Genomic DNA, 19,396 nt, shown 5'->3' with positions numbered 1-19,396 from the left:
TTCACCGCTCTCCGGACGAGCGCGCCGCCGAGGCGCGCCGTCGCATCGTGTTCCATCTCCGAGGCCCCCGTGTGAGTACGGCGCCTCCCGCTCGCTTTCTACCAAAGCGGGGTTGCCGCCTCGCAAGCGCCGCTCGCGCACCGGGCTCCTCGCGCGCGAAGGCGATGAGCAGTCCGATGGCGAACATGGTCGGCAGCAGGGCGGAGCCCCCGTAGGAGAACAGCGGGAGGGGCACACCGGCGATCGGCAACAGGCCGAGCACCGCACCGATGTTGATCACCGCTTGCGTGGTGATCCAGGTGGTCACGCCTCCCGCGGCATACCTGACGAAGGGGTCCTTCGTGCGTCCGGCCACGCGGATACCCGCATAGCCTAGAGCCGCGAAGAGGGCGAGGACCGACAGCGTCCCCGCGAGGCCCAGTTCCTCACCGGTGACGGCGAAGATGAAGTCGGTGTGAGACTCCGGCAGTTGACCCCATTTTTCCACGCTCGCCCCCAGCCCGGATCCGAAGAACCCGCCGGACGCCAGAGCGTAGATTCCGTGCACGGCCTGCCAGCAGGTGCCCTCGGGTCCGAGGTCCGTGGCGCCGATGCAGGCGAGCCGGTCCATCCGGTTGGGGCTGGTCTTGATGAGGAACACGCCGATCGTGACGGCGATCGACAGCACCCCCACGAAGAGCCGCGTGGGCGCGCCCGCCAGCCACAGCAGCCCGAACAGGATGGCGGTCAGGATGATCGCGGTGCCCATGTCGCCGCCCAGCATGATCAGCCCGAGCAGCATGAACGCCATGGGGACGAGCGGCACCAGCATGTGCTTCCACTGCGTCAGCAGCCGCTTCTCCTGCTTGCGGGCGATCAGGTCGGCTCCCCACAGCACGAGCGCGAGCTTGCCGAACTCACTGGGCTGGATCTGGAAGGAGCCGCCGAGGGCGATCCAGTTCTGGTTGCCGTTGATCGACATCCCTATGCCCGGCACCTGCACCAGGGCCATCAGGACGACGGAACCCGCCAGCATCGGGTACGCCAGCGCCCGGTGCAGCTTCACGGGCATCCGCGCGGCCACGAGCATCAGCACGCCGCCGATGGAGGCCGCGAGGAACTGCTTGCGGAAGAAGTACGAGCCCGGCAGCGCCATCTGGAGCGCGGTGACCTGCGAGGCCGAGTAGACCATCACGAGGCCCAGCACGGTGATCAGCAGACTGCCGCCGACGATCAGGTAGTAGGCGGTCAGCGGCCGGTCCCAGGCGCGCCGGGCCCGCAGGACGAGCCGGGTGACGGGGTTGTCGCGCGGGGGGCGGGCCGAGGCGGCGGGACGCCTGGGCGCGCGCGGCACGCTACGGCTGGCGGGCACCGGCGCTCACCCCGCCCCGCCGTGCGAGAACGCCGTCGGCCCGCACAGCGCCGCAGCGCTGTCCGGGCACCGGCCACATCCGAGTCACGCGTCCCTCCCGCACTCGCCCGGTCGCCGCCGGGCAGGGCGGGGCCGGGTCAGTCGTCGGCGGAGCCGAGCTCACGAACGGCCTCCGCGAACGCGTCCCCGCGCTTGTTGTAGTTCACGAACATGTCCATGGAGGCACAGGCCGGCGCCAGCAGCACCGTGTCGCCCGGCCGGGCGAGCCCCCGCGCCTCCTGGACCGCCGCGCGCATCGCCCCAGTGTCGGTCCGTTCGAGGTCGACGACGGGTACTTCTGGCGCGTGTCGCGCCAGGGCTTCGCGGATCAGCGCACGATCCTTGCCGATCAGCACGGCGCCCCGCAGGCGCGGTGCTGAGGCGGCGACCAGTTCGTCGAAGGTCGCGCCCTTGGCGAGCCCGCCCGCGATCCACACGATCGACCCGTAGGCCGCCAACGAGGCTTGTGCCGCGTGGGTGTTGGTGGCCTTGGAGTCGTCGACGTACGCGACGCCGTCGTGGTCCGCGACGTGGGCGATGCGGTGGGCGTCCGGGGTGAAGGCCCGCAGGCCGTCGCGCACGGCCTGGGCGGGGACGCCGAAGGCGCGCGCGAGGGCCGCCGCGGCAAGGGCGTTGGCGATGTTGTGCGGGGCCGGCGGGTGGATGTCGGAGACCTCCGCCAGCTCCTGCGCGTTCTTGTGCCGGTTCTCGACGAAGGCGCGGTCGACCAGGATGCCGTCCACGACGCCGAGTTGGGAGGGCGCGGGCGTACCCAGCGTGAAGCCGACGGCCCGGCAGCCCTCCTCGACGTCGGCCTCGCGGACCAGGTCCTCGGTCGCCTTGTCGGCGGCGTTGTAGACACAGGCGACGCGATTGCCCTCGTAGGCACGGCCCTTGTCGGCGGCGTACGCCTCCATGGAGCCGTGCCAGTCGAGGTGGTCGGGCGCCAGGTTGAGCACGACGGCGGAGTGCGCGCGCAGCGACGGCGCCCAGTGGAGCTGGTAGCTCGACAGCTCCACGGCGAGGACGTCGTACTGCTCCTCACCGAGGACGACGTCGAGGAGCGAGACGCCGATGTTGCCGACGGCCGCCGTGCGCAGGCCCGCCGCCTTCAGGATGGAGGCGAGCATCTGCACGGTCGTGGTCTTGCCGTTGGTGCCCGTGACCGCGAGCCAGGGGGCCGCGTCGGGGCCGCGCAACTGCCAGGCCAGCTCGACGTCGCCCCAGACCGGGACGCCCGCCTCGGCCGCCGCGGCGAACAGCGGCTTGTCGGGCCGCCAGCCGGGCGCGGTGACGATCAGCTCGGTGCCCTCGGGCAGGGTCGACCCGTCACCGAGGCGGACGGTGATGCCGAGCGCTTCGAGTTCCGCGGCCTGCGCCCTGGCCCGCTCGTCGTCGCCGTCGTTGACGACGGTGACGAGCGCGCCGAGCCCGTGCAGCACCTTGGCCGCCGGGACACCCGAGACGCCGAGTCCCGCGACGGTGACGTGTTTCCCCTGCCAGTCGGTCACTTGTCCGCTGCCCATCCTGCGTAGAAGATGCCCAGTCCGACGACCACACAGATGCCCTGGATGATCCAGAACCGGACGACCACGAGCACCTCGGACCAGCCCTTGAGCTCGAAGTGGTGCTGGAGCGGGGCCATCCGGAAGACGCGCTTGCCGGTGAGCCGGAACGAGCCGACCTGGATCACGACGGACATGGTGATCAGGACGAACAGACCGCCCAGCAGCGCGAGCAGCAGCTCGGTGCGGGAGCAGATCGCGAGGCCCGCGAGGGCGCCGCCCAGCGCGAGCGAGCCGGTGTCACCCATGAAGATCTTGGCGGGCGAGGTGTTCCACCACAGGAAGCCCAGGCAGGCACCCATCAGCGCCGAGGCCACGATGGCGAGGTCGAGCGGGTCGCGTACCTGGTAGCAGGCCGCGGGGTTGGTCAGGGTCATCGCGTTGGCGCAGGACTCCTGGAACTGCCAGACACCGATGAACGTGTAGGCGGCGAAGACCAGGACGGAGGCGCCCGTGGCCAGGCCGTCGAGACCGTCGGTGAGGTTCACGCCGTTCGACATCGCGAGGATCATGAACAGCGCCCAGATCACGAAGAGCACCGGGCCGATGGACCAGCCGAAGTCCTGCACGAAGGAGAGCTTGGTGGAGGCCGGGGTGTTGCCGCGGTTGTCGGCGAACTGGAGCGCCAGCACCGCGAAGGCGATACCGCCGAGCAACTGTCCGGCCATCTTCGCCTTGGCCCGCAGACCCAGCGAGCGCCGCTTGACGATCTTGATGTAGTCGTCGAGGAAGCCGACCATGCCCATGCCCACCATCAGGCCGAGCACCAGCAGTCCCGAGTAGGTCGGGGGGTAACCGGTGATCACCTTGGACAGGAAGTAGGCGGCGACCGTCGCCAGGATGAAGGCGATACCGCCCATCGTCGGCGTACCGCGCTTGCTGGCGTGCTCGCGCGGGCCGTCGTCACGGATGTACTGACCGTAGCCCTTGCGGGCCAGCAGCTTGATCAGCAGCGGAGTGCCGACCAGGGTCAGGAAGAGGCCAATGACACCCGCGAACAGGATCTGCTTCATCATCGGGCGGCAACCTCACCCTCGGCACCGGTCTCGAGCAGCGCCTGCGCCACACTCTCCAGACCGACCGACCGGGACGCCTTCACGAGTACGACGTCTCCCGGGCGCAACTGACTGCGCAACAGGTGGACCGCCGCCTGTGCGTCGGACACGTGCACCGACTCCTCACCCCACGAACCCTCGTTATATGCGCCCAATTGCAGCCAGGACGCTTCCCTGCCCCCGACCGCGACGAGCTTGCTGACGTTGAGTCGGACGGCGAGCCGTCCGATCGCGTCGTGCTCGGCGAGCGCCTCGTCCCCGAGCTCGGCCATCTCGCCGAGCACTGCCCAGGTGCGTCCCCCCTGGGCCCGTGAGGCCTCGCCCATGGCGACGAGCGCGCGCAGGGCGGCCCTCATGGACTCGGGGTTCGCGTTGTAGGCGTCGTTGACGATCGTCACGCCGTCCGGGCGCTCGGTGACCTCCATCCGCCAGCGGGAGAGGGAGCCCGCCTCGGAGAGCGCCACGGCGATCTCGTCTGCGGACATGCCCAGCTCATGGGCGACGGCGGCCGCGGCGAGCGCGTTCGACACGTGGTGCTCACCGTACAGGCGCATCGTCACATCGCTTGCACCGGAGGGTGTGTGAAGCCTGAAGACGGGCTGCCCGGTGTCCGTGAGTCTCACGTTCTCGGCGCGTACGTCCGCTTCGTCGGACTCTCCGAAAAGGGTCACCTTCGCCTTCGTACGGGAGGCCATGGCCCGTACCAGCGGATCGTCCGCATTGAGGATCGCGACGCCGCCCGCGTCCGCGGCGGGCAGGCCCTCGACGAGCTCGCCCTTGGCCAGCGCGATCTGCTCACGGCCGCCGAACTCGCCGATGTGCGCGGTGCCGACGTTGAGCACGAGCCCGACGCTCGGCGGGGTCAGCCCGGCGAGGTAGCGGATGTGGCCGATGCCGCGGGCGCCCATCTCCAGGACGAGGAACCTCGTCTCCTCGGTGGCGCTGAGGGCGGTGAGGGGCAGCCCGATCTCGTTGTTGAGCGAGCCGGGCGTGAACACGGTCGGCGCCTTGCGCCCGAGCACCTGGGCGACGAGGTCCTTGGTGCTGGTCTTGCCCGCGGAGCCGGTGAGGGCGACGAGGGTCGCCCCCAGCCGCTCGACGACATGGCGGGCGAGGGCGCCGAGGGCGGCCTGGACGTCGTCCACGACGATCGCGGGCACGCCGACGGGGCGGGACGCCAGTACGGCGACGGCGCCCGCCTCGACGACGGCCGGGGCGAAGTCGTGTCCGTCCACGCGCTCGCCCACGAAGGCGACGAAGAGGCTGCCGGGCTCCACCTCACGGGAGTCCCGGACGACCGGTCCGGTGACGTGGACGGACGGATCCGGTATGTCGTGCGTCTGCCCGCCGACGACTCTGGCGATCTCGGCGAGAGAGAGGGCGATCACAAGTTCATCCCTGGTTCTTCTGGATAGCTTCGCGAAGCACGTCGCGGTCGTCGAAGGGACGGACCACTCCGGCGATGTCCTGGCCCTGCTCGTGTCCCTTGCCCGCGACCAGCACCGTGTCGCCGGGTCGCGCGCGGGCGACGGCGGCGGCGATGGCGGCGGCCCGGTCCTCGAAGACCTGCACCTCGCCGCGCTCGTGGGCGGGTACGGAGGCCGCGCCCTCGAGCATCATGGCGAGGATCGCGAGGGGGTCCTCGGAGCGGGGGTTGTCGGAGGTCAGTACGGCCGTGTCGGCGAACCGGGCCACGGCGGCGCCCATCGGGGCGCGCTTGGTCGTGTCCCGGTCGCCGCCGCAGCCGAGCACGGCGTGCAACTCGCCCTCGGTGACCTTGCGCAGAGCCCGCAGCACGGACTCGACGGCGGCGGTCTTGTGGGCGTAGTCGACGACCGCGAGATACGGCTGTCCGGCGTCGACGCGCTCCAGCCGGCCCGGGACGCCCGGCACCGCGGCGATGCCGTCGGCGGCGGTCTGCGGGTCGAGCCCGGCCTGGGCGAGGGCGACGACGGCGGCGAGCGTGTTGGCCACGTTGAAGGGGCCGGGCAGGGGGGACTTCGCGGCGATGCGCAGCCCGTCGGGGCCGACCGCGGTGAACGTCGAGTCCAGCGGGCCGATCTCGACGTCCTCGGCACGCCAGTCGGCGTCGGGGTGGCCCTCGGCGGAGAACGTGACGACCGGGACACCGGAGTCCGCCACGAGCCTGCGGCCCCACTCGTCGTCGTAGTTGACGACACCGGCCCGGCTGCGCCGCTCGGTGAACAACTGCGCCTTGGCCCGGTAGTAGTCCTCCATGTCGGAGTGGAACTCCATGTGTTCCGGGCTGAGGTTGGTGAAGACGGCGATGTCGAAGACACAGCCGTCGACGCGGCCGAGGACCAGCGCGTGGCTGGAGACCTCCATGGCGACCGCCTCGACCCCGCGCTCACGCATGACCGCGAACAGGGACTGGAGGTCGGTGGCCTCGGGCGTGGTGCGCTCGGACTTGATGCGCTCGTCGCCGATGCGCGTCTCGACCGTGCCGATCAGGCCCACGCGCGGGTCGCCGTCGCCGCCGTGGGTGGCCCGCAGGCCGCCCTCGACGAGGTAGGCGGTCGTGGTCTTGCCGGAGGTGCCGGTGATCCCGATCTGGAGCAGGTCGCGTCCAGGACGGCCGTAGATCGTGGCGGCCGACTCGCCCATCCGGCCGCGCGGGTCGTCGACGACCAGGACCGGCAGCCCCGTCGCGGCGGCGCGTTCGGCGCCGGTCGGGTCGGTCAGCACGGCGACGGCACCGAGACCGGCCGCCTGCGTGACGAAGTCCGCGCCGTGCAGGCGGGCGCCGGGCAGGGCGGCGTACAGGTCACCGGGACGGACGGCGCGCGAGTCGTGGGTGATGCCCGTGACCTCGGCCGCTCCGTCCGGCTCGTCCGGCCTGGCGGCCTCCAACTGATCAGCGAGCTCCGCGAGGGGGGTGGCGGAGACGTGAGCCGGTCGCGGCGGTCCCGGGTATGTCACGGAAGCGCCCTTCTGGGTGGTTTGGGACTGATCAGCGTATGGCACGGCGGTGAGCGTACCGGGCACACCCCCGCCGGAGCGAAGTGAGGGCGCGGAGGGCTGCTGGTTCCCGGGATCGGGGGTGATCGTTGTCACGAGCTGGTTCCTGGTGGGTCGTTCCAGTGGTGCTGATCATGGCGTGAACTCGACGGGAAGGTTCGCGGCCCGCGCCCCGGTGGGCGGGACCTGGAGGGTCTTGAGGGCGAACTCCATCACCTGCTTGAAGATGGGTCCGCAGATCTGGCCGCCGAAGTAGTTGCCCTTGGTGGCGTTCTGGATCGCGCAGTAGACGGTGACGCGGGGCTTGTCCGCGGGGGCGAAACCGGCGAAGGACGAGGTGTAGCCGCGGTATCTGCCGGTGGCCGGATCCACGCGGTTCGCCGTGCCCGTCTTGCCCGCGACGCGGTAGCCGGGGATGCGCGCCTTGCTGCCGGTGCCCTGCTCGTCGTCCACCACGGACTCCAGCATCTGGGACAGCGTCTTGGCGGTCTTCTCGCTGACGACCCTTGTCTCCTTTGGCTTCTGGGCCGGTGCGAAGTCTCCGTCCGGTCCCTTCGTGCCGCGCACCAGGGTGGGTTCGACGCGGACGCCGCCGTTGGCGATGGTCGAGTAGACCGACGCGGCCTGCATCGCGCTGATCGACACGCCCTGGCCGAAAGGGATCGTGTACTGCTGCGAGGTGGACCAGGCGTCGGGCGGCGCGAGGATGCCGCGCGTCTCGCCCGGGAACCCGAGCCCGGTGGGGCTGCCGATGCCGAACTTGCGCAGATACGAGTAGAGGGTCTTGTTGGCCTCCGGCTGCGTCTTGCCGAGCTGGCCGGTCGCCAGGATGGTGCCGATGTTGCTGGACTTGGCGAGGACGCCGTTGAGCGTCAGGTACCAGGTCTTGTGGTTGATGTCGTCCTGGAAGAGCCGGTCGCCGCGGTGCAGCCGGTTGGGCACCGTGACATGGGTCGTCGGGGTCGCGGCGTTCTCCTCGAGCACCGCGGCCATCGACATGACCTTGGCGGTGGAGCCCGGCTCGTACGTGTCCTGGAGGGCCGCGTTGCCCAGAGCCGCAGGATCGGCCTTGGAGAGGTCGTTGGGGTCGAAGCCGGGCGCGTTCGCGAGGGCCAGGATCTGCCCGGTCCGGGTGTCCTGCACCACCACGTACCCGCCGTCCGCCTTGGACTCCTTCACCTGCTCGGTGATGGCGTTCTGGGCGGCCCACTGGATGTCGCGGTCGATGGTCAGCTCGATGTCGGACCCGGCCACGGCGGGCGTCTCGGCGGAGCCCGCGGTCGGTACGAGCCGCCCGCCGGACTGGGCGTAGCGGATGCTGCCGTCCTTGCCCGCCAGCTCCTTGTTCAACTGCTGCTCGATGCCGCCGCCGCCCCGGCCGTCGGCGCTGACCCAGCCCAGTATCCCGGCGGCGAGATCGCCGTTCGGGTACACGCGCTTGCTGGTGGGGACCGCGAGAACCCCGGCGAGCACGCTGACCGTGCCGGGCGCGGCCTTCGTGGCGAGCGTGTTCTTCAGATCCTTGATCTGGTTCCAGACCTGGGGGGTACGGCGCTGGGCCAGGAGCACATAGCGGGTGTGCGGGGTCTTGAGCTTCCGCGTGAGCGCGGCGGCGTCCTGGCCGAGGATCGGGGCGAGGAGCGCGGCGGCCTGCTCCGGGGCGTCCGGCCGCTTGGCGGCCTGCGGGGCGAACATCGTGGGATCGGCCGTGATGTCGTACGCGTCCACGCTGGTCGCCAGCTCGACGCCGTTGCGGTCCGTGATCTTGCCGCGCTCGGCGGCCAGGGTGCGGCCGACGTACCGGTTCTGGTCGGCCTTGGCGGTGTACGCGCTCGCGTCCACGGCCTGCACCTGGAGCAGCCGTCCGACGAACGTGAGCATCACCAGGGTGAGGGCGAGGCCGATCAGGCGCAGCCGGGGGCGGGGGCTGCCGAGCCGGAGGGGGCCTCGGGCGGCACCGCGGGTCGGCGCCGGGCGGCGTGCGGGGCGGGCACCGGGGCCCGGTCGGCGCCGGGCGTCGGGGCGCACGGGCCGGGCCGGGCCGGGCACGCGGCGTCGCGGCGGTTCCCTGTCGGACACTTCCGTCACCTGCCGGGAGTCGGAGAGGGTGCTGCGGACGGGGTGGAGCCGGTCGCCGAGGGCGTCGCCCAGGACGGCGACGGCGACGCCGAGGCCGAGGCCGTGCGGCTCGGGGACGGTGCCGCCGTGGTGCTCGGGGAGGGGCCGGGCGACGCGGGCGCGGACAGGGACGCGGGGCTCGCCGAGGGCTGCGCGGCGGGGCGGGGGACGCCCTTGACGGTGCCGTCGGGGCCGAGGAAGGCCGGGTCGCCGCCGGGGACCATGCCGAGCGTGTCGGCGCGGTGCCGCAGGGCGTCCGGGGCCGCGTAGGCGTCCACGTCCCGCTGGAGGGCCTGCTCCTCGTCGGTGAGGTTCTTGGTCTCCCGCTGGAGGTCGGAGAGCTTGAACGCGCCTTCGCTGAGTGCGGAGTTCAGCACCAGGAGCCCGATGAGTCCGCCGCCGAGCAGCGCGACGACGAGCAGGACGAAGGGGGTACGGGCGGCGCCGCCCGCTCCTGCCGGAATGAGCCGCGCGAGCCGGGCGGCCCGCCCTCGGAGCCGAGGTTTCCTGCTCACGCGCCCTCCCGCCCCTGGAGGGCCGTCGCGTCCCCGCGCGCCCGGTGTCCGCCGCTCACTCGCCCACCCCTCTCGTCCGGTTCACTCGACGTCCTCGCGGATGCGCTCGGCGCCCCGCAGGCGGGCCGGAGCCGCTCTGCGGTTCTCGGCGACCTCCTCCTCGGTGGGGAGTTCGGCACCACGGGTCAGGAGCTTGAGCCGGGGCTGGTAGCGCTCGGGCACGACGGGCAGTCCGGGCGGCGCGGTGGAGGTGGCGCCCGCCGCGAACACGTGCTTGACCAGACGGTCTTCGAGCGAGTGGTAGGACAGCACGGCGATCCGGCCGCCGACCGCGAGCGCCTTCACGGCCGCGGGGATCGCCCGCTCCAGGACGGTGAGTTCGCCGTTGACCTCGATCCGCAGCGCCTGGAACGTGCGCTTGGCGGGGTTGCCGCCGGTCCGCTTGGCCGCCTGCGGCAGCGCGTCGCGGATCAGCTCCACGAGCCGCGCGCTGTTGCTGAACGGCTCCTTCTCGCGCTCGCGCACGATCGCGGACACGATCCGCTTGGCCTGCTTCTCCTCGCCGTACGCCCGCAGGATCCGGACGAGTTCGCCCGGCGGGTAGGTGTTGAGGACCTCGGCGGCGCTGACGCCGGTCGTCTGGTCCATGCGCATGTCGAGCGGGGCGTCCTGCGCGTAGGCGAACCCGCGCTCGGCCTCGTCGAGTTGCATCGAGGAGACACCGAGGTCGAACAGCACGCCCTGGACCCGCGGGATGCCCAGCCGGTCGAGGACGTCGGGGAGTTCGTCGTAGACAGCGTGCACCAGGTCGGCGCGGTCCTTGAAGGGGGCGAGCCGCTCGCCGGACAGGCGCAGTGCCTCCGTGTCGCGGTCGAGCGCCACGAGGCGGGCCTCGGGGAACCGCGTCAGCAGGGCTTCACTGTGGCCGCCGAGGCCCAGGGTGCAGTCGACCACCACGGCGCCCGGTTCGGTGAGGGCCGGGGCCAGCATGTCCAGGCACGGCCGGAGCATGACCGGCACGTGTCGGTCCTGCTGTCGCCCGCCGCCGCCCTGCTGCGGAAGCGCTTCGCGCCTTGCCAATTCCGGGGCCTCTCAGATTCCTGCGCGACGGTACGCACCGCCGGGTCCCCGCCCGCTCACGAAGGGGAGGCGAGCCGGCGCCAGATGCGTCAGCCGACCAGGAGCGGGAGGAGGCCGAGCCGTACGTACGCGCCGCGCACGCGGGGAGAAACCGGCACACTGCCGGGATCTTCGGGTGAACAGTCCGCAGGGAGAGCCTCACGCCTCCCGCTTCGCGTCACTTTAGTCCACCCTGTCTTGCGGTCAATCAACCGGCCTGCGCGTCGCACCCCCGCCGGTCACGGCCCCATGATCCGCGAGGATCCGCCCGCGCGGCGGCGTTTCACCGTCCGTGTGGGGTCCCTCACAACAAGCCGCGCCCGTGTTCTTTGTCCTGTCTCACAGCAGGCCTGGATCATCCGCGCCCAGTAACGTCTTGGGTATGACGACTTCCGCATCCGCACCCGCCGGTCCCGAGGGCACCATGGTCGGCACCGTCACCGACCGCCTCGTGTCGGCCAACGAGGGCTACGCCGCCGCGTTCGCCGACCCCGGGATGGACGCGCACCCCGTGCTCCGGGTCGCCGTCGTGGCCTGCATGGACGCCCGGCTGGACCTGCACGCCGCGCTCGGCCTGGAGCTGGGCGACTGCCACACCATCCGCAACGCGGGCGGTGTCGTCACGGACGACGTGATCCGCTCCCTGACCGTCAGCCAGCGCGCGCTCGGCACCCGCAGCGTCGTCCTCATCCATCACACCGACTGCGGCCTGGAGTCGCTGACCGAGGACTTCCGGCACGAGCTGGAGATGGAGGTCGGCCAGCGTCCGCCGTGGGCGGTCGAGGCGTTCCGCGACGTGGACCAGGACGTACGGCAGTCGATGCAGCGCGTGCGGACCTCCCCGTTCCTGTTGCACACCGACGACGTGCGCGGCTTCGTCTTCGATGTGCGGTCGGGACTGCTGCGGGAGATCGACCCCGCGTAACGGGTCGCCGCGGCGGCGCCCCCGGCCGCTCGCCCCGCCCCGCCTCGCCCTACTGGACGACGAACACGCATTCGGGCAAAGGTCCCGGGACCGCTGTGCCGAAACGGTCGTAAGGCCGACATACCGCGGCCAGTTATCCACAGGCGAGTGACACGAACCGGCAACGCAACAAGAATGCGGGTGTGACGTCACGCGGAACCGCGGAACATTCCCGCGCGGTGTGGCGTGTTTCGGGGTGGGCCGCATCGCAGAGCGTCGGCCCGGAGGAAGAACGGGCGAGGAGGGCCGGGTGACGACCTATGACGATCGTGCGAGCCGGGGGGGTCTCCCCGCTCGAGCGGGGTCGGGTGCGGGCGACGATCTGACCACCACTGTGGAGCGTGTCCGCAGGTCGGTGGAGGGAGTGATCGAGGGCAAGCCCGACGTCGTACGGCTGTCGCTGACGGTGCTGCTCGCCGAGGGTCATCTCCTGATCGAGGATGTGCCCGGCGTCGGCAAGACGATGCTCGCCAAGGCGCTGGCCCGCTCCATCGACTGCTCGGTGCGGCGCATCCAGTTCACGCCCGACCTGCTGCCCTCGGACATCACGGGTGTGTCCATCTGGGACCAGCAGCGCCGGGACTTCGAGTTCAAGCCGGGCGCGATCTTCGCCCAGATCGTCATCGGCGACGAGATCAACCGCGCCTCGCCCAAGACCCAGTCCGCGCTCCTGGAGTCGATGGAGGAGCGGCAGGTCACCATCGACGGCCAGACGCACGGACTGCCCAGCCCGTTCATGGTGGTGGCCACCCAGAACCCGGTGGAGATGGAGGGCACCTACCCGCTGCCCGAAGCCCAGCGCGACCGCTTCATGGCCCGTGTCTCCATCGGCTACCCCAGCCCGGACGCGGAGTTGCAGATGCTCGACGTCCACGGCGGGGTCAACCCGCTGGACGACCTCCAGCCGGTGGCGCACGCGCACGAGATCGTGAAGCTGGTCGAGGCCGTCCGGGGCGTGTATGTCGCGGAGGCCATCCGGCGCTACGCGGTGGACCTGGTCGCCGCCACGCGCACGCACCCCGACCTCAGACTCGGCGCCTCGCCGCGCGCCACGCTGCATCTGCTGCGCGCGGCGAAGGCCTCCGCCGCCCTCGACGGGCGGGACTACGCGCTGCCGGACGACGTACAGGGCCTCGCCGTGGCGGTGCTGGCCCACCGGCTGCTGCCCACGGCCCAGGCGCAGCTCAACCGCCGTACGGCGGAGCAGGTCGTCCAGGAGATCCTCCAGCAGACCCCGGTGCCCGCGGCGTCCCAGCGGCAGGCCGGTCTCGCGATGGACCGCGGCTACGCCCACGAGCCGCCCCGGGGGCTGTGATGACACACGGGGGGACGGCCCCGGCCACCGGTGAGGACCAGGGCGGCTTCGGGGCCGCGTTCGCGGGACTGACCACCCGCGGGCGGTCCTTCCTCGCCGCCGGTATCGCGGCCGCGATCTGCGCCTTCGTCCTCGGCCAGGGCGATCTGCTCCGGGTGGGACTACTGCTGGCGGCGCTGCCCGTGGTGTGCGCGATCGTGCTGTACCGCACGCGCTACCGGGTCGCGGGCAGCCGCGGTCTGTCGCCCTCCCGTGTGCCCGTCGGCTCCGAGGCCCGCGTCCATCTGCGGATGGACAACGTCTCGCGGCTGCCCACCGGGCTGCTGATGCTCCAGGACCGGGTGCCCTACGTCCTCGGGCCGCGCCCCCGGTTCGTCCTGGACCAGGTGGAGGGCGGCGGCCGGCGCGAGGTGTCGTACCGCGTGCGCTCGGATCTGCGCGGACGCTATCCGCTCGGCCCGCTCCAGTTGCGGCTGACCGACCCCTTCGGGATGTGCGAACTGACCCGCGCCTTCTCCACGTACGACACGCTGACGGTCATCCCGCGCGTGGAGCCGCTGCCGCCGGTACGGCTCGCGGGCGAGGCGAAGGGGTACGGCGACGGGCGGCAGCGCTCGGTGGCGCTGGCGGGTGAGGACGACGTGATCCCGCGCGGGTACCGCCACGGTGACGACCTGCGCCGGGTCCACTGGCGTTCGACCGCGCGCTACGGCGAGTTGATGGTGCGCCGCGAGGAGCAGCCGCAGCGCGCCCGGTGCACGGTGCTGCTCGACACCCGGGGCATCGCCTTCGAGGGCGCGGGCCCCGACTCCGCCTTCGAGTGGGCGGTCTCGGGCGCGGCGTCCGTGCTGACGCACATGCTCGAACGAGGCTTCTCCGTAAGGCTGTTGACCGACACGGGCAGTTCGGTGCCGGGCGAGGGCGCGGAGGGGTTCGCGGGCGCGAGCCAGGAGTCCGCGGACGCGGCCGGGCTGATGCTGGACACGCTCGCCGTCATCGACCACTCGGAGGGAGTGGGTCTGTCGCGGGCGTACGAGGTGCTGCGCGGCGGCAACGAGGGGTTGCTGGTGGCCTTCTTCGGCGATCTCGACGACGAACAGGCCGCGGTGGCCGCGAAGATGAGCCGACGCAGCGGAGGCGCGCTCGCCTTCCTGCTGGACAGCGCGGCCTGGGGGCGGCAGCCGTCCGAGGAACCGGACCCGGGCGAGCCGGGCGAGGAGAGGCTGCGGCTGCTGCGCGAGGCGGGCTGGACGGCGGTGCCGGTGCCGCGGGGGAGGTCGCTGACGGAGCTGTGGCACGAGGCGGACCGGCAGCGTACGGGCGTGGGTGCCCTGAGCGGTACGGGCGGACGGTCATGAGCGGGCGGGCCCGGCTGGCCCTGTGCGCGGCGGCGGCGACCCTGATGACGTCGTGCGCCCTGCTGCCGCTGGTGTCCCCGGCGACCTGGCTCTTCCAGGCGGCGTTCCTGGTGGCGGCGCAGACCGGGGTGGGCGCGCTGACCCGGCGGGTCCCGTTGGCCCGTCCGCTGACCATCGCCTGCCAACTGGTGGTCGGCCTGCTGCTGCTCACGCTGGTCTTCGCGCGCGAACAGGCCCTCGCCGGGTTCGTTCCGGGTCCCGACGCCTTCAATCACTTCGGGGTGCTGTTGCAGCAGGGCGCGGAAGACGTCGGGCGGTACGCGACCCCGGCGCCGCTGACCCCGGGGATCCGGCTGATGACGGTCGGCGGGGTCCTGGTGATCGGCCTGCTGGTGGACGCGCTCGCGGTGACGTTCCGCGCGGCGGCCCCGGCCGGACTCCCGCTGCTCGCGCTGTACTCGGTGGCCGCGGGCCTGTCCGAGGGCGGTGCCGACTGGCTGTGGTTCCTCATCGCCGCGGGCGGCTATCTGATGCTGCTGCTGACCGAGGGCCGGGACCGGCTCTCCCGGTGGGGGCGGATCTTCACGGGCGCGCCCCGTTCCCAGGGCGCCGCCTCCGGTGGCGCCGTCGCCCCCGTCCGCGCCGGACGGCGTATCGGCGCGGTCGCGCTGGGCATCGCCCTGGTGGTGCCGATCGCCCTGCCCACGCTCGACGGCGGTCTGCTGGACAGCGCCCGCGGCGGCAGCGGCGCGGGCACGGGCGACGGGGGTACGGTCTCCGCGGTCAACCCTCTGGTGTCCCTGCGCGACAGCCTCAACGCGGACGAGGACCGCCAGGTCATGGCGTACCGCACCAACTCCCGGACCACCCAGGACATGTATCTGCGGATCGTCGCCCTGGACGACTTCGACGGGACCACCTGGAAGCCGGCCCGGCGGCACATCAGCTCCGTCCCGGACACCCTGCCCACCCCCAGCGGTCTCGCGGGGAGCGTACGGCGGACCGAGGTCGACACGAGGATCTCGGCGGCGGACTGGTACGCGCAGGACTGGCTGCCGCTGCCGTACCCCGCGACGCAGGTGAAGATCAAGGGCAGTTGGCGCTACGAGCCGGTGGGCCGCACGCTGGTGGGCGACCACGGGCAGAACACACGCGGCGCGCGCTACGAGGTCAGAAGCCTGGTCGTGCAGCCCACGGCGGAGCAGTTGGCCGCGGCGCCGGAGCCGCCGCCGTCGGTGAAGAGCGCGTTCACGAAGGTGCCGGGCTCCCTGCCGGCGATGGTCGCGAAGACGGCTCGCGAGGTCACCGCCGGGGCGTCGAACCACTACGAGGAGGCGGTCAAGCTCCAGGACTACTTCGCCTCCGACGGCGGGTTCACCTACAGCACCGAGGTGAAGGTCGGCAGCGGTCCGGGGGCGATCGCCCGGTTCCTCAGGGACAGGCAGGGCTTCTGCGTGCACTTCTCCTTCGCCATGGCGGCGATGGCGCGCACGCTCGGGATACCGGCACGGGTGGCGGTGGGCTTCACCCCGGGCACTCAGCAGGCGGACGGCTCCATGGCCGTGGGGCTGCGGGACGCGCACGCCTGGCCGGAACTGTACTTCGAGGGCGCGGGCTGGACCCGGTTCGAGCCGACGCCGACCCGTGGCTCCAGCCCGGCGTACACGCAGCCGGACGCGCCGGGTGTGCAGGACCCGGTCATGCCGCGGCCGTCGACGCAGTCGTCCACGGCGCCCTCGGCCGCTCCGTCGGCGAGTGAGAGCTGCTCGGCGGTGCTGAAGCGGGAGCAGGCGTGCGACACCGCGCTGCCGCCGCCGTCGATCGGCTCGTCCGGCGGGGGCCCGCGCTGGTACCAGATCCTGGCGTGGACCCTCCTGGGCCTGATCGTGGCGGCGCTGCCGCTGTCGCCTCTGCTGTGGCGGCTCAGACGCCGGTCGGTGCGGCTGGCCTCCGCCCGGCACGCGGCCTCGTCCCGGCGGTCGGGACGCGATCGGCGGGCCGGTCAGCCCGCCTCCCCGCCCTCCCCGGACGACAGCGAGGTGTCCGTCCCGTCGCAAGAGGTGGCTGTCGAGCACACCCTTGCCGTGTGGCGTGAGCTGACGGACACGGCGTGGGACCACGGCATCGTCCCGGACGACGCGCTGACCCCGCGGAAGGCCGCGGAGCGGATCGTACGGCTCGGGCGGCTGGACCCGGCGGCGGCCGAGGCGGTGCACCGGGTGGCCGGTGCCGTGGAGCAGGTGCTCTTCGCCCCGCGACCGCGTGTCCAGGCCGGGCTGGTCGGGGACGTGCGCAAGGTGCGGGCCGGGCTGCGGGCCGTGGCCGACCGGCGGACCCGGGTCCGGGCGGTGCTGGCGCCGCGCTCGGCCGTCCGGGCCGTGTGGGCGTTCACCGACCGCTGGGCGGCGCGCAGGTCCCGCCTGGCGGCGCGCTGGACGGCCTTGGTACGGCGCCCCTCCGGGCAGCAGCAGAGCGGCTGACGTACGAGACACGCCCGCCCGACAAGCGGCTGGGACGACGAACAGGGGCGACCACTGATGAGTGGTCGCCCCTGTTCGTCGTGTCTTGGACTGCTGAGGCCTAGTGGCCCTGTTCGTCCCGGCGTCGCTGCCAGCGCTGTTCGATGCGGTCCATCATGGAGCGGCGCTGGCGGGACTGCCCGCCGCGGGCGCCGACACCGGGTGGCGTGCCCTGCTCACCGGGCTTCGGGGCCTTGCGCCAGCCGGTCACGGCGAGTACGGCGCAGCCCAGCATGACCAGGAACCCGACCACGCTGACCCAGATCTGCTGAGCGACCATTCCGGCCATGAGGAGCGCGATACCCACCAGGAAGCCCACGACCGCCTGGTAGACCCGTCGCCGGGTGTACGTACGCAGCCCGCTTCCCTCAAGCGCTGTCGCGAACTTGGGATCTTCGGCGTACAGCGCTCGCTCCATCTGCTCGAGCATTCGCTGCTCGTGCTCCGAGAGCGGCACGGAGTCCTCCTCATCGTGCAGTCGCCGGGGCGACCGGGGGTCCCCTTCAGGATAGGCAGGGAATCGCCCCCTTGAAACCCGCCCCTCTACGCCAATTGGCCAACCGGAATCCGCCATGACCCGTCCCGGCTCGCTGAAGCTTCCATTCCCCAGCAGCCGACCCGTCATGCCGGGCGGTGTCCCTCGATCATACGGCTCACAGCTCCCGATCGGGCGGGCTGTGGCGTACACCATCTGCCGCCGCGCCCCTGATCAGCGGCGCCGTCCCGGCAACGCTCAGGACCCGGCGGTCCCCCGCGTCTCGCCGAGGACATGGAGCTGGGTGGCCACGGAGTGGAACGCGGGCGACTCGGCCGCCGCGGCCTCCAGCTTGAGCAGCGCCTCCAGGGCGCCGGGCTCGGTGTCGACCAGCACGCCGGGCACGAGGTCGGCGAAGACCCGGACGCCGTGTACGGCCGCGACGCTCAGCCCGGCGTCCTCGACGAGCGCGCTGAGCTGCTCGGCCGTGAAGCGGTGCGGTACGGGGTCGTTCTCGCCCCAGCGGCCGTCCGGGTCCTCCAGCGCCTGCTTGGCCTCCGTGAAGTGCCCGGCCAGGGCCCGCGCGAGCACGGCGCCGCCGAGACCGGCCGCGAGCAGGCTGAGGACGCCGTCGGGGCGCAGCGCGGCGACCACGTTGCGCAGGCCCTCGGCCGGGTCGTCCACGTACTCCAGGACGCCGTGGCACAGCACCACGTCGTAGCCACCCCGCTCGACCACGTCGAAGAGGCCGTGGGCATCGCCCTGGACGCCTCGCACCCGGTCGGCGACCCCGGCCTCGGCAGCCCGGCGCTCCAGCGCGAACAGCGCGTTCGGGCTGGGGTCGACGACGGTGACGCGGTGGCCGAGGCGGGCGGCGGGCACCGCGAAGTTGCCGCTGCCGCCGCCGGCGTCGAGGACGTCCAGCGCCTCGCGCCCCGTGGCCTTGGCGCGGCGGTCGAGGGCGTCCTGGAGGACCTCCCAGACGACCGCGGTGCGCAGGGAGGCGCGGGGACGCGAGGGATCGGAGCCCAGCGACGTCTGAGCGTGGTGGTGGGAGACGGGCGGGCGCATGGGGTCCGACACGGCAGTTGACTCCTCGGCGCGGCACCGCCTGCTGTGCGGCGGAGCGATCGGACGGCCTTCCGGTCCCGACCAGGGCGAAAGGCTTCAGGCCACTCCACCCTATTGCCTCCGGCGACCTGCCCGGATCCCGGCCCGCACCACGTCACGGCACCCCCCGCGCCACGTCACGGCCCCCGCACAGCGCCTCGCGGACCCGCGGCACCACCTCGCGGCCCCGCGGCACGCACCGCACCGCCCCGCGGCCCCACCGCGGCGCGCCCGCAGCACCTCGCACCGCTCCCGAGCGCCCGCGGCCCCGCTCACCCCGCGTCCGGTATCTCCTCGCTCTCCTCCCACCGCGGCCTCGGCAGGACCGGCTGGGCCGTCAGCATCCGCTCGACCAGGCGCAGGAACATCGCCACGTCCCGGATCAGGTCGTCCGCGTCGCGGGCGCTGGCCGCGCCCGGGATGTCCGCCTCGGCGCGGGCGCGGCGGGCGGCCCCGGAGGCGAACAGCGCGCTCCACTCGGTCAGCTCGGGGGCTGTCTCCGGCAGCACGTCCCAGGCGCTCCTGATCCTCGCGCGGCGCCGCGCCGTGGGTTCCGGGCGTCCGCGGGCGGCGAGCACCGCGGCGGCGGTGCGCAGGGCCGCCAGATGGGCCGTCGCATAGCGCTCGTTGGGGGTGTCGAGGACGGCGGCCTCGTCGAGTCCGGCGCGGGCCTTGGCGAGCAGGTCGAGCGCGGCGGGCGGGGCCGTGGCCCGGCGCGGCACGGGGTGCACGTCTCCCGCCGGGCCGGTCAGTGAGGGGGCAGGGCCGATGCCGCGGCGCCGGGGGGCGGCGGCTGCGTGGTGGCTGGCCATGACGAGCCTCCTGTCGTCTGGGTGACGGCACTGTGGCCGTATGTACCCATCGTGCGATATGGCACTGACAATCCATTCTGATCTGGGGTTTTGCCTCACCCG

At 72.5% G+C, this 19,396-nt stretch carries 15 protein-coding genes; 4 read left to right on the top strand and 11 right to left on the bottom strand.

All coding sequences use genetic code 11. The features are described 5' to 3' along the window. Position 1 precedes the first annotated feature (1 nt). The 8 genes from ftsW to rsmH all read right to left on the bottom strand — a co-directional run bounded on the left by ftsW (position 2) and on the right by rsmH (position 10,702). Positions 2-1,333, bottom strand: a complete 1,332-nt coding sequence (gene ftsW / locus ACZ60T_RS15935; protein ID WP_469666586.1) for a putative lipid II flippase FtsW — start codon at positions 1,331-1,333, stop codon at positions 2-4. Positions 1,334-1,488: 155 nt separating this feature from the next. Then, positions 1,489-2,916 carry a UDP-N-acetylmuramoyl-L-alanine--D-glutamate ligase gene (gene murD / locus ACZ60T_RS15930; RefSeq protein WP_469666403.1) on the bottom strand — a complete coding sequence of 476 codons (1,428 nt, stop codon included), beginning with the start codon at positions 2,914-2,916 and terminating at the stop codon, positions 1,489-1,491. Beyond that, positions 2,898-3,971, bottom strand: a complete 1,074-nt coding sequence (gene mraY / locus ACZ60T_RS15925; protein ID WP_252421975.1) for a phospho-N-acetylmuramoyl-pentapeptide-transferase — start codon at positions 3,969-3,971, stop codon at positions 2,898-2,900. The genes murD and mraY overlap by 19 nt, the downstream gene beginning before the upstream one ends. After that, positions 3,968-5,398 carry a UDP-N-acetylmuramoyl-tripeptide--D-alanyl-D-alanine ligase gene (locus tag ACZ60T_RS15920; RefSeq protein ID WP_365620289.1) on the bottom strand — a complete coding sequence of 477 codons (1,431 nt, stop codon included), beginning with the start codon at positions 5,396-5,398 and terminating at the stop codon, positions 3,968-3,970. Before ACZ60T_RS15920 ends, mraY begins: the two co-directional genes overlap by 4 nt. Positions 5,399-5,402: 4 nt before the next feature. Beyond that, positions 5,403-7,085: a UDP-N-acetylmuramoyl-L-alanyl-D-glutamate--2,6-diaminopimelate ligase gene (locus ACZ60T_RS15915; RefSeq protein WP_469666401.1), complete on the bottom strand. Its 1,683-nt coding sequence runs from the start codon at positions 7,083-7,085 to the stop codon at positions 5,403-5,405. 36 nt (positions 7,086-7,121) lie between these two features. Further along, on the bottom strand, positions 7,122-9,068 hold the full coding sequence (locus ACZ60T_RS15910; RefSeq protein WP_469666400.1) for a peptidoglycan D,D-transpeptidase FtsI family protein: 1,947 nt from the start codon (positions 9,066-9,068) through the stop codon (positions 7,122-7,124). Positions 9,069-9,073: 5 nt separating this feature from the next. After that, the gene (gene ftsL, locus ACZ60T_RS15905; RefSeq protein ID WP_469666399.1) at positions 9,074-9,622 is read right to left on the bottom strand and encodes a cell division protein FtsL; all 549 of its coding nucleotides are present in this window, start codon (positions 9,620-9,622) and stop codon (positions 9,074-9,076) included. Positions 9,623-9,703: 81 nt separating this feature from the next. Then, positions 9,704-10,702: a 16S rRNA (cytosine(1402)-N(4))-methyltransferase RsmH gene (rsmH, locus tag ACZ60T_RS15900; RefSeq protein WP_365620278.1), complete on the bottom strand. Its 999-nt coding sequence runs from the start codon at positions 10,700-10,702 to the stop codon at positions 9,704-9,706. Positions 10,703-11,123: 421 nt separating this feature from the next. Here rsmH and ACZ60T_RS15895 point away from each other — a divergent pair, with 421 nt between their 5' ends. The 4 genes from ACZ60T_RS15895 to ACZ60T_RS15880 all read left to right on the top strand — a co-directional run bounded on the left by ACZ60T_RS15895 (position 11,124) and on the right by ACZ60T_RS15880 (position 16,858). Beyond that, the gene (locus ACZ60T_RS15895; protein ID WP_365620275.1) at positions 11,124-11,666 is read left to right on the top strand and encodes a beta-class carbonic anhydrase; all 543 of its coding nucleotides are present in this window, start codon (positions 11,124-11,126) and stop codon (positions 11,664-11,666) included. A gap of 289 nt (positions 11,667-11,955) precedes the next feature. After that, positions 11,956-13,020, top strand: coding sequence for an AAA family ATPase (locus ACZ60T_RS15890; RefSeq protein WP_469666398.1), 1,065 nt, complete (start codon positions 11,956-11,958; stop codon positions 13,018-13,020). After that, complete coding sequence (locus ACZ60T_RS15885; RefSeq protein ID WP_469666397.1) at positions 13,020-14,378, top strand: DUF58 domain-containing protein; 1,359 nt, start codon at positions 13,020-13,022, stop codon at positions 14,376-14,378. Before ACZ60T_RS15890 ends, ACZ60T_RS15885 begins: the two co-directional genes overlap by 1 nt. Then, entirely contained in the window at positions 14,375-16,858 is a 2,484-nt protein-coding gene (locus ACZ60T_RS15880) for a transglutaminase TgpA family protein (protein ID WP_469666396.1), read from the top strand. Before ACZ60T_RS15885 ends, ACZ60T_RS15880 begins: the two co-directional genes overlap by 4 nt. Positions 16,859-16,958: 100 nt before the next feature. Here ACZ60T_RS15880 and ACZ60T_RS15875 read toward each other — a convergent pair whose 3' ends face one another. The 3 genes from ACZ60T_RS15875 to ACZ60T_RS15865 form a co-directional block, all read right to left on the bottom strand. Next, a complete protein-coding gene (locus tag ACZ60T_RS15875; protein ID WP_365620267.1) occupies positions 16,959-17,354 on the bottom strand; it encodes a DUF3040 domain-containing protein in 396 nt (131 codons plus the stop codon). Positions 17,355-17,630: 276 nt separating this feature from the next. Next, positions 17,631-18,455 carry a methyltransferase gene (locus ACZ60T_RS15870; protein ID WP_469666395.1) on the bottom strand — a complete coding sequence of 275 codons (825 nt, stop codon included), beginning with the start codon at positions 18,453-18,455 and terminating at the stop codon, positions 17,631-17,633. A gap of 299 nt (positions 18,456-18,754) precedes the next feature. Then, entirely contained in the window at positions 18,755-19,294 is a 540-nt protein-coding gene (locus tag ACZ60T_RS15865) for an SAV_6107 family HEPN domain-containing protein (RefSeq protein ID WP_469666394.1), read from the bottom strand. Positions 19,295-19,396 lie beyond the last annotated feature (102 nt).

It is taken from the genome of Streptomyces sp. NPDC104371, from assembly GCF_055583785.1.
This window is presented reverse-complemented; position numbering and strand designations above follow the sequence as displayed.

Coding starts and splice junctions, on each gene's coding strand:
- ACZ60T_RS15865 (WP_469666394.1), bottom strand. CDS start 19,294: ATGGCCAGCCACCACGCAGCCGCCGCCCCCCGGCGCCGCGGCATCGGC.
- ACZ60T_RS15895 (WP_365620275.1), top strand. CDS start 11,124: ATGACGACTTCCGCATCCGCACCCGCCGGTCCCGAGGGCACCATGGTC.
- ACZ60T_RS15880 (WP_469666396.1), top strand. CDS start 14,375: ATGAGCGGGCGGGCCCGGCTGGCCCTGTGCGCGGCGGCGGCGACCCTG.
- mraY (WP_252421975.1), bottom strand. CDS start 3,971: ATGATGAAGCAGATCCTGTTCGCGGGTGTCATTGGCCTCTTCCTGACC.
- ACZ60T_RS15885 (WP_469666397.1), top strand. CDS start 13,020: ATGACACACGGGGGGACGGCCCCGGCCACCGGTGAGGACCAGGGCGGC.
- murD (WP_469666403.1), bottom strand. CDS start 2,916: ATGGGCAGCGGACAAGTGACCGACTGGCAGGGGAAACACGTCACCGTC.